14 protein-coding genes are annotated in these 13,891 nt (G+C 74.7%); 5 read left to right on the top strand and 9 right to left on the bottom strand.

All coding sequences use genetic code 11. From position 1 onward, the window contains the following. Nucleotides 1-34: 34 nt before the first annotated feature. The 5 genes from ACFWEG_RS02185 to ACFWEG_RS02205 form a co-directional block, all read right to left on the bottom strand. Nucleotides 35-1,267 carry a cytochrome P450 gene (locus ACFWEG_RS02185; protein ID WP_387208189.1) on the bottom strand — a complete coding sequence of 411 codons (1,233 nt, stop codon included), beginning with the start codon at nt 1,265-1,267 and terminating at the stop codon, nt 35-37. Next, nucleotides 1,264-2,535: a cytochrome P450 gene (locus tag ACFWEG_RS02190; protein WP_387208192.1), complete on the bottom strand. Its 1,272-nt coding sequence runs from the start codon at nt 2,533-2,535 to the stop codon at nt 1,264-1,266. The genes ACFWEG_RS02185 and ACFWEG_RS02190 overlap by 4 nt, the downstream gene beginning before the upstream one ends. A 285-nt stretch (nt 2,536-2,820) precedes the next feature. After that, entirely contained in the window at nt 2,821-3,582 is a 762-nt protein-coding gene (locus ACFWEG_RS02195) for an isocitrate lyase/phosphoenolpyruvate mutase family protein (RefSeq protein ID WP_387208194.1), read from the bottom strand. A 66-nt stretch (nt 3,583-3,648) separates the two neighbouring features. Then, nucleotides 3,649-5,247, bottom strand: coding sequence for a protein kinase (locus ACFWEG_RS02200; RefSeq protein ID WP_387208197.1), 1,599 nt, complete (start codon nt 5,245-5,247; stop codon nt 3,649-3,651). A 67-nt stretch (nt 5,248-5,314) separates the two neighbouring features. Further along, nucleotides 5,315-6,010, bottom strand: a complete 696-nt coding sequence (locus ACFWEG_RS02205) for a DUF899 domain-containing protein (protein ID WP_387208200.1) — start codon at nt 6,008-6,010, stop codon at nt 5,315-5,317. 195 nt (nt 6,011-6,205) lie between these two features. On the opposite strand from ACFWEG_RS02205, the gene ACFWEG_RS02210 reads away from it, so the two are divergent. Next, nucleotides 6,206-7,204 carry an RNA polymerase subunit sigma-70 gene (locus tag ACFWEG_RS02210; protein WP_387208202.1) on the top strand — a complete coding sequence of 333 codons (999 nt, stop codon included), beginning with the start codon at nt 6,206-6,208 and terminating at the stop codon, nt 7,202-7,204. A gap of 8 nt (nt 7,205-7,212) precedes the next feature. Here ACFWEG_RS02210 and ACFWEG_RS02215 read toward each other — a convergent pair whose 3' ends face one another. Next, on the bottom strand, nt 7,213-7,593 hold the full coding sequence (locus tag ACFWEG_RS02215) for a YciI family protein (RefSeq protein ID WP_387208204.1): 381 nt from the start codon (nt 7,591-7,593) through the stop codon (nt 7,213-7,215). A gap of 175 nt (nt 7,594-7,768) precedes the next feature. On the opposite strand from ACFWEG_RS02215, the gene ACFWEG_RS02220 reads away from it, so the two are divergent. Both ACFWEG_RS02220 and ACFWEG_RS02225 read left to right on the top strand, forming a co-directional pair. Further along, complete coding sequence (locus ACFWEG_RS02220; RefSeq protein ID WP_387208206.1) at nt 7,769-8,287, top strand: hypothetical protein; 519 nt, start codon at nt 7,769-7,771, stop codon at nt 8,285-8,287. A gap of 58 nt (nt 8,288-8,345) precedes the next feature. Continuing rightward, the gene (locus ACFWEG_RS02225; protein ID WP_387208208.1) at nt 8,346-9,068 is read left to right on the top strand and encodes a carbonic anhydrase; all 723 of its coding nucleotides are present in this window, start codon (nt 8,346-8,348) and stop codon (nt 9,066-9,068) included. Nucleotides 9,069-9,135: 67 nt separating this feature from the next. On the opposite strand, the gene ACFWEG_RS02230 is transcribed toward ACFWEG_RS02225, so the two are convergent. After that, entirely contained in the window at nt 9,136-9,807 is a 672-nt protein-coding gene (locus tag ACFWEG_RS02230; protein ID WP_387208210.1) for a TetR/AcrR family transcriptional regulator, read from the bottom strand. A 180-nt stretch (nt 9,808-9,987) separates the two neighbouring features. Between ACFWEG_RS02230 and ACFWEG_RS02235 the strand changes: the two genes are divergently transcribed. Together ACFWEG_RS02235 and ACFWEG_RS02240 are read left to right on the top strand one after the other, a co-directional pair. Continuing rightward, complete coding sequence (locus ACFWEG_RS02235; protein ID WP_387208212.1) at nt 9,988-10,914, top strand: ABC transporter permease; 927 nt, start codon at nt 9,988-9,990, stop codon at nt 10,912-10,914. A gap of 31 nt (nt 10,915-10,945) precedes the next feature. Further along, entirely contained in the window at nt 10,946-11,659 is a 714-nt protein-coding gene (locus tag ACFWEG_RS02240) for an ABC transporter ATP-binding protein (RefSeq protein WP_387208352.1), read from the top strand. Between the two features lie 36 nt (nt 11,660-11,695). Here the strand turns inward: ACFWEG_RS02240 and ACFWEG_RS02245 are convergent, their stop codons facing one another. Next, on the bottom strand, nt 11,696-12,172 hold the full coding sequence (locus ACFWEG_RS02245; RefSeq protein ID WP_387208214.1) for a hypothetical protein: 477 nt from the start codon (nt 12,170-12,172) through the stop codon (nt 11,696-11,698). 226 nt (nt 12,173-12,398) lie between these two features. After that, the gene (locus ACFWEG_RS02250; protein ID WP_387208216.1) at nt 12,399-13,712 is read right to left on the bottom strand and encodes a phytase; all 1,314 of its coding nucleotides are present in this window, start codon (nt 13,710-13,712) and stop codon (nt 12,399-12,401) included. Nucleotides 13,713-13,891 lie beyond the last annotated feature (179 nt).

A 13,891-nucleotide genomic window follows, 5' to 3' on the forward strand; every position in this document is an offset into this window, starting at 1 on the left:
GCTCCTCGGCGACCGAGGAGCCCCGACGCCCGCGTCAGCCGTGCAGCCGCACCGGGAACGACTCCAGGTCGTTCTGCGTCAGCACCGGCAGGTTGCGGATCTCCTCCGCCGGCACCGCGAGCCGCAGCCCCGGGAACCGCGCGAACAACGCCGGCAGCGCGACCGCCGCCTCCAGCCGGGACAGCGCCGCCCCCGGGCAGATGTGCGGGCCGTGCCCGAACGTCATGTGCCGGGCGGGGGAGGGGCGCGTCACGTCGAACGCGTCCGCGTCCGCCCCGTGCTGCTCGGGGTCCCGCCCGACGGCGCGGTAGGAGATCACCACGCCCTCGCCGCGCGGGATGACCTGGTCCCCGACCACGATGTCCTCGGTGGCGAACCGCATCAGCAGATGCGTGGTGGGCGTGTCCCACCGCAGCGTCTCCTCGATCACGGTCTCCCACGCCACCTCGCCGTCGAGCACCAGCCGCAGCTGCTCGGGGTGCGTCAGGAGCGCGCGCACGGCGTTCAGGATGAGCCCGATCGTCGTCTCGTGCCCCGCCGCCACCATCGCCTTCAGGTTGCCGAGCACCTCCTCCTGCGTCAGCGGCTCCCCGCCGTCCTCGGCCAGGATCAGCGCACTGGTCAGGTCGTCGCCCGGCCGCGCGGTCTTCTCCCGGATCAACTCCGTGTAGAACACGTCCAGTTCGGCGATGACGGCCATCCGCTCGTCGTGCGGGGTGAGCATCGAGAAGAACGCCTTGTACGCGCGCGTCAGCATCGGGTGCTCGGACTCCGCCACCCCCATCAGCTGCCCCACGACCCGCATCGGCAGCGGCTGCGCGAACACCGACTTGAGGTCCACCACCCCGTCGACGGCCTTCGCCTCCAGCGCGTCGAGCAGCTCGTGGGTGAACTTCTCGATGTCCGGGCGTATCGCCTCCAGCCGCCGCGGCGTGATCGCCTGCGAGGTCTTCGCGCGCAGCCGCCGGTGCTCGGCGCCGTCCACGGTGAACATCGACCGTCCGGCGTCGATCATCCCGATCAGCGGCCACTCGTGCGTCACCGCACCGCTCTGCCACAGCCCCCACGCGTCCAGCCGCTTCACCAGCCGCGGATCGGTCAGCAGCCGGCGCGCCACCGCGTGGCTCGTGACGGCCGTCGCGGGCACCCCGAGCAGCTCGATCCGCGCGAGCGGCGCCCGCTCGACGAGCCACGCCGTCTCCCCGTCGAGGTCCCCGACCATCGGGTCGACGGTGAGCGTGGCGGCGGCGTACGGGCAACCGGTCATGACGGGCCTCCGGGTGTGGGTGCGGTCGGTACGGGGGTGAAGCGGACGGGCAGCGACGTCATGCCGCGCAGGAACGGCGACGGACGCCGCACGAGGGTGTCGGCCGGCACGCTCAGCCCGACGTCCGGGAGCCGGTCGAGGAGCACCTCGATCCCGGTCCTGGCGATGATCTCCGCGATCTCCTGGGCGGGGAACGGGCAGCGGTACTCGCCGTGGCTGAAGGAGAAGTGGGCGCTGTTGCCGCCCTGCCCCGACCCGCCCTCCGTCGGCAGGCTCTGCCGGATGAGCGGGTCGGCGTTCGCGCCCGCCAGACCGAGCAGCAGCAGGTCCCCGGCCCTGATCCGCCGGCCGGCGAGGTACACGTCCCGCGCCGCCCAGCGCCCGGCCAGGATCTGCGTCGGGGTGTCCTCCCACAGCACCTCGTTCATGGCCTGCGCGACGCTGTGCCGGCCGCCGGTGAGCGAGGCGGCGAACCGCGCGTCGGTGAGCATCAGCCGCACGGAGTTGCCGATCCAGTCCGCGGTCGGCAGGTGCCCGGCGGCCGTGACGGCCATCAGGTCGAGGACGTACTCCTCGTCGCCGAACGGCTCCGGGTCGGCCAGCATCCGCGAGGCGACGTCGTCGCCGGGCGTGCGCCGCTTCACGGCCAGCAGCCGCCCCATGTGCGCGCCGAACTCGTTCTGCGCCTCCTGCGCCTCCGGCCCGCCGTCGGCCAGCAGGGTGAGCAGCTCGGCGATCCGCGCCCCCTCCGCGTCCGGGAAGCCGACCAGCCGGGCCAGGACGCGCACCGGCAGCAGGTTCGCGTAGGCCGGGACGAGATCCGCCCGGCCCCGGTGGCAGAAGGCGTCGATCAGAGCGTCGGCGATCTCCTCGCACGTCCCGCGCAGCGCGAACGGGTCGACCTTCTCCAGCGCCGGCCCGACCATCGCCGCGTGCCGCCGGTGCTCGGCCCCGGCCGTGAAGTAGATCGACGGCAGCGGCCGCCCCACCATCGGCAGCAGCGGCCAGTCGTCGGGGATGTTCTCCCACTGGTTCCACAGCCGTACGTCGCGGGGGAACGTCTCGGCCTCCGTGGTCACGTGGTGCACCTCGCGGTAGCCGATCACCAGCCAGGCGGGCACCCCGCCGGGCAGCTCCACGGGCACGACGGGCCCCTCGTCCCGCCGCATCTCGCGGTAGAGGGTCTCCGGATCGGTGACGAACCGCGGCCCGCCCAGCGGCACGGCGGACCCGCCCCGTACCGGACAGCGGCCGCCGTCGACGGGCACCTCGGGCGGTAACGGACTGCGGGGGGAGGCAGAGGACGACAAGGCGGAGTCTCCAGGTGTGGGGGGCTCACTCGCGCTGCAGTTCGATCAACGCGGCCTCACTATAGGCAAGTTGAGCCACCCCCACACCGCCCGTCTCGCGTGCCGGTCGCCGATGGGCGCTCATGGGCGGTGCTGTGCGGAACTGTGCCGTCGCGAGCGCCCCACCGGCGCACACGGCGCCGCGGTGGTCAGGCCCGCACCGGCCCGACCACCGCGGAGAACGGCCTCCCCCGCCCCGTGCTCCTACGCCTTCCACGCCCCGAGCATGTCCGTCATCGCGTCCGTCAGCGCCCGCTGCAGCAGCGGCCCGTAGGTGATCCGGCGGACACCGAGCCGCCGGAACCGCTCCAGGTCGTGCGCGACGGGGTGCGCGGTGGAGTTCACCGGGACGCCCACCGCGCCCGTCACCGCCGCGAGCAGCTCGTCGTCGTCCTGGATCCTGACCGGGTAGACGCTGTCCGCCCCGGCCCGCTCCATCGCCCGCATCCGCTCCACGGCCTCGTCGAGGACGGCGGCGGGGTCCTCCGCGTGCGCGAAGAGGTCGGTGCGCCCGTTGACCCACACCGGCACCCCGGCGTCGTCGGCCGCCGCCCGCAGGCCGGCGACGTACTCCGCGTGCTCCTGCGTGCCGCGCACCCGGCCGCCCTCGGAGTGGACGGTGTCCTCGACGTTGAGCCCCACGCCCCCGACCCCGACCAGCCCCGCGATCAGGTCCGCGGGCCGCTGCCCGTACCCGGCCTCCAGGTCCACCGACACCGGCACGTCGACCGCGGCGATGATCGGCCGGACCGCGGCGAGCACCTCCTCGAAGCTCTGCCCCTCCTGGTCGCTCGCCCCCCGGGAGTCGGCCAGCGGGTGGCTCCCGACGGTCAGCGCCGGGAACCCGGCCTCGACGGCCGTCCGCGCCGACCACACGTCCCACACGGTCGGCAGCACCAGCGGCCGGTGCTCGGCGTGCAGTGCCCTGAGTCGTCGAGCCCGCTCGACGGTGTTCTCCAGATCCATACCACCGACGCTACCCCCGGGACCCCGCGGACACCGGTCCGACGGGTGCGACGCCCGCCGGGCCCGTCACCCCCCGAGGACCTCCGCCAGGAACCGGGCCTCGTTGCGGCCGAGGCCGGTGGCGATGACGGCCTCCCCGCCGCTGATCGGGGTGGCGACGGCGACTCGGACGATGAGCCGGGAATCGCCCTGGACGATCGCGACGGCGTCGGTCGGCGGTGGACGCTCGTGAAGGCGGTCGGTGAGGTCCTCGAAGTCGGCGGCGTCCTGTTCCAGGAACGCCACGCGGAGCTGCCAGCCCTCGGCGCCCGGATCGGGGTTCCTGATGGCCTCGACCGTCCGGAACTGCTCGACGGTCATACCGGGGGCGTCGGAGACCACGACGCACAGTTCGCGGTCGTCGGAGGTGAACCCCCGTCCCGTCGGCACCGCCGGCAGGGGCGTCGCGAGCGGGTTGCTCTCCGGCGCGCTGCCGTCCGGGCACACTCCCGGCTGCTCGCTCTCCACCTCCAGGAAGCGCACCGGCCCGTCCGGCGGCGCGGCCGGTCCAGGACCGGCCGGCGCCCAGGGCCGCCAGACCACCAGGCCGGCCACCATGCCCACCACCGCGGCGGCGGCGAGCCACCAGGCCGGACGCCGGCCGCGGCCCCGAGGCGGCCCGCCGGCCGGACCGGTCCCGGCACCGGGACCGCGCGCCGGCGCGAACCGCGCCGTCCGATCCGGCGGCCGGACCGGCCCCGTCGGCGCGTCGGGATCGACCCGGTCTGCCAACTCCCTGACGAAGGCCACGCGTTGTGCGCGATGCGCCTCGATCGCGGCCGTCCACCGGCGGCCGAGGACGCCGTCGGCGCTCGTGCCGGGGTGCTCCGTGCCGAGGGCCTCCGCACACAGCGCGACGACCGCGGCCGGGCTCGGCCGCTCCCGCGGGTCCGCCGCCAGGCAGGGCACCACGAGGTCGCGGAGGCCCGACGGCAGCCGGGAGACGTCGGTGTCGCCGGTCGCGGCCCGCACCAGCAGCTCCACGGCCGAGATGGCCTCCACGTCCCGGTACGGCGGCTCCCCCACGGCCAGGTAGTGCAGCGTCGCACCCAGCGAGTACACGTCGGAAGCCCCGGTCGTCGGCTCCCCGCGGGCCTGCTCGGGCGAGGCGTACGCGACGGTGCCCAGCGCCGTCTGGGTGCGGGTGAGGTCGTGCGCCTGCGAGATCCCGAAGTCGATCAGGCGCGGCCCCTCCAGCGGCAGCAGCACGTTCGACGGTTTGACGTCGCGGTGCACCAGTCTCGCCGCGTGCAGGTCGGCGAGCGCCTCGGCCATCCCTGCGGCCACCCACCGCAGCGCCCGCCCGCCGAGCGTGCCGCACCCCTCCACCAGTTCCTTCAGCGACGGCGCCGGAACGTACTCCTGCGCCATCCACGGCACGGCGGCGTCGGGGTCCGCGTCCACCACGCTCGCCGTGTACACCCCGCGCACCCGCCGGGCCAGCGCGACCTCCCGGGCGAACCGCCTGCGGTCGTCCGCGCTGTCGGTGAGCAGCGTCTTCAGCGCCACCGTCCGCCCCGCGGGCGTCCGCGCGAGATGCACCCGCCCCATCCCGCCGTGCGCCAGCTCGGCCAGCACGGTGAACCGCCCGAACCGCTGCCCGGGCACCATCCCGGCGTCCCGCATCGCCACCCCCTCCCGCCCCCGCGAGGACATACCCCCGCGGAGGCGGGACGACGCCCCCGGTGCGGCCTCAGGCCTCCTCGCCGCCCGGCCCGTACAGCGCCGCGATGTCCTTGGAGTCCAGCCACCGCTCGTAGGTCGGCGACTGCGGCCACCCCTCGGGGGAGTCCTGCCACTCCTCCTGCCGCCCGTACGGCAGCAGGTCGATCAGCGGGAACGTCTGGCTGAGCTGCTCCGTGCCGCGCCCGTCGGTGTGCCACGTACGGTAGACCCGCTCGCCGTCGCGCAGCAGCACGTTGACGGCGAAGCCGCCGCCCTCGGGTGCGCCGAGATCCGCGCCGAACGGGCTGTCCGCGGTCGAGTACCAGGTCATCCGGTTGCCCACCCGCCGCCTGTACGCGAGCGCCTCGCCGATCGCCCCCTGGGTGACGATCACGAACCGGGCGTCGTAGGCCTCCAGGAACGCGAGCCGGGTGAACTGCGCGGTGAACCCCGTGCAGCCCCCGCACTGCCACTCCTTGCCCGGCGACCACATGTGGTGGTAGACGATCAACTGCCGCCGGTCGCCGAACACGTCGACGAGCCGGACCGGCCCGTCCTCGCCCTCCAGCGTGTAGTCCGGCAGCTCCACCATCGGCAGCCGCCGGCGCTGCGCGGCGATCGCGTCCAGCTCCCGCGTCGCCGCCTTCTCCCGGACGCGCAGGGCGTCCAGCTCCCGCCGCCAGGTGGCGGTGTCGACGACGGGAGGCAGTGCGTCAGTACTCATGTCGGTCATCCCTCGGTGCGCGAAGTCGGTCTCCTCACGGGGCAGACCGCCGCCGCCTCCGAAACTCATCGCCGCACCCGCAGAAACCCGCCTCGCCCTCCGCGGCGACCCGCCGGCACCGACCCGCGTGATGACTTTCCGCCCCCGCAGCCGTCATACCTGTGACAGCACACGACGCGACCGAAGGATGACGCGATGGGCACCGACACACGGCCGGAGCACCCCGACCGGACCGCACTGAACGAGGCCGACGAGGCCGCGTTCGCGGAACTGACCGAACGGCACCGGCGCGAGCTCCACGTGCACTGCTACCGCATGCTCGGCTCGTTCGAGGACGCCGAGGACACGGTGCAGGAGACCTTCCTGCGCGCCTGGCGCAAGCGGGCCGCCTACGAGGGCCGCTCGACCGTGCGGGCCTGGCTCTACCGGATCGCCACCAACGCCTGCCTGGACCTGCTCGCCAAGCTCCGCCCCGAACCGGCGACCGGCGGCGAGGTCCGCTGGCTCCAGCCCTACCCCGACCGCCTCCTCGACGAACTGCCCGCCCTCGCCGCAGACGAGCCGGAGGCCCTCGCCGTCGCCCGGGAGACCGTCGAGCTCGCCTACGTCGCCGCCGTCCAGCACCTCGCCCCGCGCCCCCGCGCGGTCCTGATCCTGCGCGACGTGCTGACCTGGCCGGCCAAGGACGTCGCCGAACTCCTCGGCGACTCCGTGAACTCCGTCAACAGCGCCCTGCAACGCGCCCGCGCCGGCCTGCGCGAGCACCTGCCCGCCGAACGCCAGGACTGGACCGGCGGCGAACAGGACGCCGGCACCCGCGCGCTGGTCCGCCGCTACACCGACGCCAGCGTCGCCACCGACGTCGAGGCGCTCGCCGCGCTGCTCCGCGACGACGTCCGCTGCTCCATGCCCCCCACCCCGGGCGTGAGCACCGGCCGCGACACCGTGATCCGCGGCTGGGTCGACGACGGCTTCCAGGACCTGAAGGGCCTGCGCGCCGTCCCCACCTCCGTCAACCGGCAGCCCGCCGTCGCGTTCTACCTGTGGCGGGAGGACGAGGACGCCTACCTGCCCCTCACCCTCGACGTCCTTCGCGTCTCCGGCGGCGCGATCACCGAGATCACCACCTTCCACGCCGACCGCTTCCCCCGCCTCGGGGTGCCGGAGCGCCTTCCGGCGGGGGAGGAGCGGTAGGCGGGGCGTCAGGCGGTGGGGTCCTCGGGGATCGGGTGCACCTCGACCGGGTCGCCGCCCGGCTTCCCGCCCGGGCCGGGACACGACGAGGCCCGCGCGGCGATCTCGATCGCCCGCGCCTCGCTCGCCACGTCCACGACCCAGTACCCGGCGAGGATCCCACCCTTGATCGACGGCCCGTCCGTCACCTGCGGCGCCCCCTCCGCGCCCGCCCGTACGGTCTTCACCAGGCCCGGCCCGCCGAGCCCCCGCGCCTCCACCATCTCGCCGGCCGCGGTCAGCTCGGCGTTGAGCGCCTCCATGTGGGCGAACATCGCCTGCATGTCCTCCGGGCCGTACCCCGCCATCATGCCGTCCCAGCCGTCGGCGTCCACGTTCAACTGGATCATGTACAACATCGTCCGCTCCTCGTCGTCGAGCCTTCTCGTACCGTGCCGAAGGGTGGACCGCTCCTCGCGGGGAAAATCATCGCTCCCGAGCCGCCCGACCCCGCGGCGAGGGGCGGCGGACCCGGCGGACCGGCGGTGCGGTAGCGTCGCGGCCTCACCACAAGAGGGGGGCCTCGTGCGGAAGACACACGTCCGACATGCGTTCTCGCTGACCCCGCTGCTCGTCGCGGCGCTGGTGTCCTGCACCGCGGTCGACAGCGGCGGGCCGCTCAGGCCCGCGCCCCCGACCCGGAGCGCGCCGGCCGCCACGCCTTCCGACGCCGAGCCCGACCCGTCCGCCGGGCAGGACGACGGCGCACCGCAGCCCCCGCCCTCCCCGGGCCCCGAACTGGTCCGCGACGCCTTCGCCGGCCTGCAGGCCACGCTCAACGACACCTGCACCCCCGGAGCGGGCGACTGCGCGTACTTCCTCGGCCGGGTCCACGAGGAACTGACCGGCCTCGACGAGGCGATGAAGGCCGACCCCAAGGGCCCGGGCCACTTCCCCGAGCCCATCGAGTGGATCGCGGAGCTCGGGACGACCCTGAACGGCGACACCTCCACCGAGAACCTCGAGACCCACCGCACCGACCTGATCGGCGTCCGCGACCGCATCAACACCTGGATGCAGGACCACCCCGACGACTACCGCTGACCGCCCCGCCTCCCGCTCCCCAGGACGGCCGTCCGCGGCGGGGATACCTTCGTGGTTCATGAGGACACCAGGCGAGCCGCACCCCGGTCCCGCGTCGAGCCGCCGGACGCTCCTGCTCGCCGGGGTCGCCTCCGCGACCCTGACCGCCGCCGGCACCGGGCCCGCCGCGGCGACCGACCCCCCGGACGGCCCGCGCCCCGCCACGCCCGCCCAGGCGCTGGACGCCCTGACGGCCGGCAACCGCCGCTGGCGCACCCTCCACCAGACCCATCCGCACGAATCCCGCTCCGTGCGCGTCAGCCTGGGCGCGGGGCAGCACCCCTTCGCCGTCGTCCTGGGCTGCGTCGACTCCCGGGTCCCCCCTGAGCTCGTCTTCGACCAGGGGCTCGGCGACCTCCTCACCGTGCGCACGGCGGGCGAGGTCCTCGACGAGGCGGTCCTCGGCAGCGTCGCCTTCGGCGTCCTCGAACTCGGCATACCGCTGGTCGTCGTGCTCGGCCACGCGTCGTGCGGCGCCGTACGCGCCGCCGTCGAGGCTGACGCCTCCGGCGAAAGGCTGCCCGCCCACATCCAGTACCTGGCCGAGCAGATCACCCCGTACATCGACCGCACCCGGACGGGCGACGCCCGGGTCGACGCCACCGTCGACGCCCAGGTCAGAGGCGTCCGCGCCAGACTCGCCGCAGAACCCGACCTCGCGGGCCGGATAGCCGACGGCCGCCTCGCCGTCGTCGGCGCCCGCTACGCACTCGACACCCAGCACGTCCACCGCCTGGCCTGAACCGTCACCGTCACCGCCACCGCCGCCGCCGCGGGCAGCGGTGTGCCGCCGCCGTTACGGGGGAGCGTCAGCCCCGCAGGGCGCGCAGGCACTGCGCGGTGGCCGCCGCGAGCGAGGCAAGGTACTCCGGGGGCATCGCAGCGCGGACGACCATCGCCCGCCAGTAGAGCGGGCCGGAGACCAGGTCGAGCGCCAGGCCCTCGTCGATCCCCTCCGCGAGCTCGCCCCGGGCGACCGCCGCGCGGACGATGTCGCTGGCCACCGACGTCTGCCCCTCGCGCAGTGCCTTCTGCAGTGCCTCGGCGATCTCCGGATTGCGGGCCGCCTCCGCCTGCAGGTCCGGGATGACCTGCCCGGCCACCGGATGGAGCAGCGCCCGCGAGCCGACCTCGTAGAGGAGCCGCAGGTCGCCCTCCAGCGAGCCGGTGTCCGGGCAGGGCAGTCCGTCGACGGCGACGGCGGAGAGCAGGTCGAGGACCAGGTGCAGTTTGGAGCGCCAGCGCCGGTAGACCGCGGTCTTGCCGACGCCGGCCCGCCGGGCGACGCCCTCGATGGAGAGCCGTCCGTAGCCCACCGCGGCCATCTCGGCGAAGACCGCGTCCCTGATCGCCTCGGTCACCTCTGCACGCAGCACCGCCGCCCCCGCGGGAGTCCGCCGCTCCCCGGCGGCCGGTCGTGCGCCGCCGGACGGGGCCGTTGCGGTCGGGTCGGCGGGTGAGGCGGAGGGCTCGGGAGGCATGCGACGAGCATACGACGCCACGCCGGGACGGTTGCGTATCGACGTCCTCTGCCCTAGCTTCGACGTGACGACGAAACGGTACCGTCGCGACGTTCACGGCCGGGGTCGCACGGCGCTCCCGCGCGCCCCTTCCCCGGCGGACCGACCGCAGCCCCGCCCCCTTGTCCGGAAGGCCGTCCCATGAGCCCCGTCCTCGACGCCCCCGCCGCCCCGCGCCCCGCCCCGCCACCGCTGCCGCCGGGAGAGCTCGCCGCACTCCACGGCCTGACCGCCGTGGGCGCACGGCCCCCGCTCGGCCGCTATCTCGCCGAACTGTGGCGCCGCCGCCATTTCGTGACCGCGCTGGCCTCCGCCCGACTCGCCGCCCGGTACAGCCGGGACCGGCTCGGACAGCTGTGGCAGGTGTTGACCCCCCTGCTCAACGCGGCCGTCTACTACCTCGTCTTCGGACAGCTCATGGGCGCCGGCCACGCCGTCCCGGACTACGTCCCGTTCCTGGTCACCGGCGTCTTCGTGTTCACCTTCACCCAGGCCTGCGTCATGGCCGGCACCCGCGCGATCAGCGGGCAGCGCCCCCTGGTCCGCGCCCTGCACTTCCCACGTGCCGCCCTCCCCGTCGCGCTCTGCCTGCAGCAGTTCCGGCAACTCCTGTTCTCCATGGGCGTGCTGATCGCGATCGTCCTCATGAGCGGGGTACCGCCTACCCCGCACTGGATCCTCGCCGTCCCCGCCCTGCTCCTGCAGGCCCTGTTCAACACCGGCCTCGCCCTGGCCGTCGCAAGGGCCGCGGCCCGCACACCCGACCTCGCCCAGCTCATGCCGTTCGTCCTGCGGACCTGGATGTACGCCTCCGGCGTGATGTTCGCCCTGCACCGGCTCGGCGACCGGCACGAGATCCCCGCATGGGTGCCGACCGCGCTGCAGTGCAACCCCACCGCGGTCTACATCGACCTGGTCCGGTACGCGCTGATCGACTCCTTCCGCGACGACCCGGCGACGCACCTACCGCCCCACATCTGGACGCTGGCGCTCGGGTGGGCCCTCCTCGCCCTCGTCGGCGGATTCGTCCTCTTCTGGCAGGCGGAGGAGAGCTACGGCCGTGACTGACGTCCCGCACCGACCCACAGCACCCGCGTCCGTGCCATCGGGCACCGCACCCGCCGACCTCCTGCCCACCGTCGTCGTCGACGGCGTCGACATCGTCCACCGCGTGGCCGGCTCCCGCCGGGTGCACGCCGTCAAGGGCGTGACGTTCACCGCCCACCGGGGCGAGGCCATCGGCCTCGTCGGCACCAACGGCTCGGGAAAGTCCACCCTGCTCCGCGCGATCGCCGGCCTGCTGCCCTGCGAGCGCGGCCGCATCCACACCGGCGGACAGCCCTCCTTCATGGGCGTCAACGCGGCGCTGATGGACGACCTCACCGGCGAACGCAACGTCGTCCTCGGCTGCCTGGCGATGGGCATGACCCGCGCCCAGGCCCGCGAGGCGCGCTCCGGCATCATCGCCTTCTCCGGCATCGACGACGACGGCGACTTCTCCTCGCTGCCCATGCGCACCTATTCCTCCGGGATGAAGGCCCGCCTGCGTTTCGCGATCGGCGCGGCGAAGGACCACGAGGTCCTGCTCGTCGACGAGGCCCTCGCCACCGGCGACGCCGCCTTCCGGCGCCGCTCCGGACGCCGCATCCGCGAACTGCGCGAGCGGGCCGGCACCGTCTTCCTGGTCAGCCACAGCAACACGGCCGTCCGCGACGCCTGCGACCGGGTGCTGTGGCTGGAACGGGGCGAGCTCCGCATGGACGGGCCGACCGAGGAGGTGCTGGCGGCGTACACCGCCTTCACCTCCTCCTGACGGGTGCCCGCCCGGGCGCGGCCCCTCCCGCCGCCGCTACGGGCAGGAGGACGTGCTCTGGCCCAGGATGTGGGCGTCCGCGTTGTTCGCGGCCTTGACGTAGGCGGCCCCCTTGCCGCGGCGGTCGTAGGTCTTGTTGAAGTCGTCGCCGAAGTCGACGATGAACCGCACCTTGTAGCACCAGCCGGCGTCGATGCGCAGGGTGTCCCAGTCCTCCCGGTACGGGGTGTGGCCGCCGTTGGCGGACAGGTAGTAGGTGGCCTGGGCGACGTCGCCGCTCTTGCACGACGTGAGCGAGTTCTCCGTCAGCGTGCCGGTGCTCCCGCTGCCGCACCAGTTCTTGAACGCGGTCGCCCCCAGGCTGGTGTCGTTGACGGAGGACGAGCAACCGGTGATGTCGCAGCTCGCGCCGGCGTGCGCCGCGGTTCCCGACCCCAGCACCGCGACGAACGCCATCGCCGTGACGGCCACCGCGGACCTGCTGAAACCTCTGGACTGCTTCCTGGAGACCATGAGCGGTTCCCTTCCGGGTCGACGGCACCCGGTCCGAGCGGACCGGGTGGCGGCATCACCTTCCACGACCCCCGCGGCTCCCGGGTCCCGCCCGCCGCGCGGATGACGCGTCCGCGGGACGGGACGCCCCGCGAGCTGCGGTGACCCCCGCCGGGGTGGCGACGTCCCGGGACGGCCACCCGCCCCGGGACGCGCCCCCACGGGCGGTGTGCCCGGACCGGACCGCTCAGCTGCGGATCGCGCCGCGCACCTCCCGCAGGTCGACGAACTTGAAGCCGGTGCCCTCCCGCTCCCCGTCCGCCGGCGTGGCCTCCCCGTCCTGGACGACGAGCAGACCGTGCGGGTACCGCGCCCCCAGCGGCGCGGCGAGCGCGGCCGCCCCGTCGCACGCCTCCGAGCCGTCCAGCCCCGCGTTCGCCGCGGCGACCCGGAAGCCGCCCGCGTAGGCGTCGCTCTGGCGGTCGTACGCGGCGAAGGTGTCGTCCCCCTGGCTGGAGGCCAGCAGGTACCCGCCGCCGGGACCGCCGGGGAGCAGCGTCAGCCCCTCGACGTCCGCCGCCAGGTGCCGGCCCCCGAACCCGGGGTCGGCGCCCGCGACGCACTCCTCGCTCTCCGGGTCGAACGTGCCCGGCACCCCGTACTCCCGCACCTTGTCGACCAGCTTCGGCGCGCCCCTCAGGTCGGCCCGCAGTCGCCAGATGCCCACCCCCTCCTGCCCGGCGTACAGCGTGCCGTCCCGCGGGTCCACGACCATCCCCTCCACCTGCGGCAGCTCGCCCGGCTCACCGCACGGCGTCCACGACGTGCCGTCCGGGAGCCGGAACGCCGACGGCAGCTCCAGCGTGCGCACCGTGCGGTAGGTGACGGTCCCGGCCCGGGTCGGGACCAGCTCCAGGAGCGCGACGCTCGTCCGCTCGCGCCGGCTCACCAGCGCGTACGACCGCCCCGACGCCCGGTCGGTCCACGTGGCCAGACCGTACGCGGTGCGCTGCCCGTTGACCTCGTCCTGGTCCGCGGAGAAGACCGCCGGGGCCTTCGGGTCGGTGACGTCGACGAGCGGCCCGCCGGGGCGGCCCGCGGCGATGCGGTGGATCCGCAGCCGGTCGTGCCCGCGGTCACTGGTCACGGCCACGTCGGCCCGGCCGCCCGACAGCCGCAGCCCGCGCACCAGATCGACGTTGTTGAACCGGCCCGGCGCGTCGTCGGGCCCGGCCGCCGGGGGCGCGGCGACCGTCTGGACGAGACGTGCGTCGAGGTCGTAGACCCGCAGGCCGCCCTCCTTCGCGGTCGCCACCACCAGGCTCCGGCCCGGGTCCGCCGGGTTCCGCCAGATCGCGGGATCGTCGGCGTTCGCGAACCCGCCCGCCTCGTCGTCGAACAGCGTGGGCGTCTCGGCCCGCGGTACGACGGCGGGCAGCGGGCCCGCGCCGTGGTGGCGCTCGGGCCCGGCGGCCACGGCCCCGACCGCGGTGAGCGCGGTCAGTGCCGAGGCCAGGGCGGTGACGGAGACGGATCGGGCGGGACGTCGGAACCGGTGCACGGCAAGATCCTCACGGTCGGCTACGGGGCGACTGCCGGGCGCGAGCCTGCGGTCGCCCGATGGCCGCCGCCGCTCGGCCGCGCACCGCGCGGATGGCGCGCGGATGAACGCTCCGCGCCCGGCCGGGGGATTCGGCGGCCGGAGGAACGATGAACGCCGCGCGCCGGGGCATCCGCTCT

The sequence above is a fragment of the Streptomyces sp. NPDC060194 genome (assembly GCF_042728285.1).
Lineage (GTDB): Bacteria > Actinomycetota > Actinomycetes > Streptomycetales > Streptomycetaceae > Streptomyces.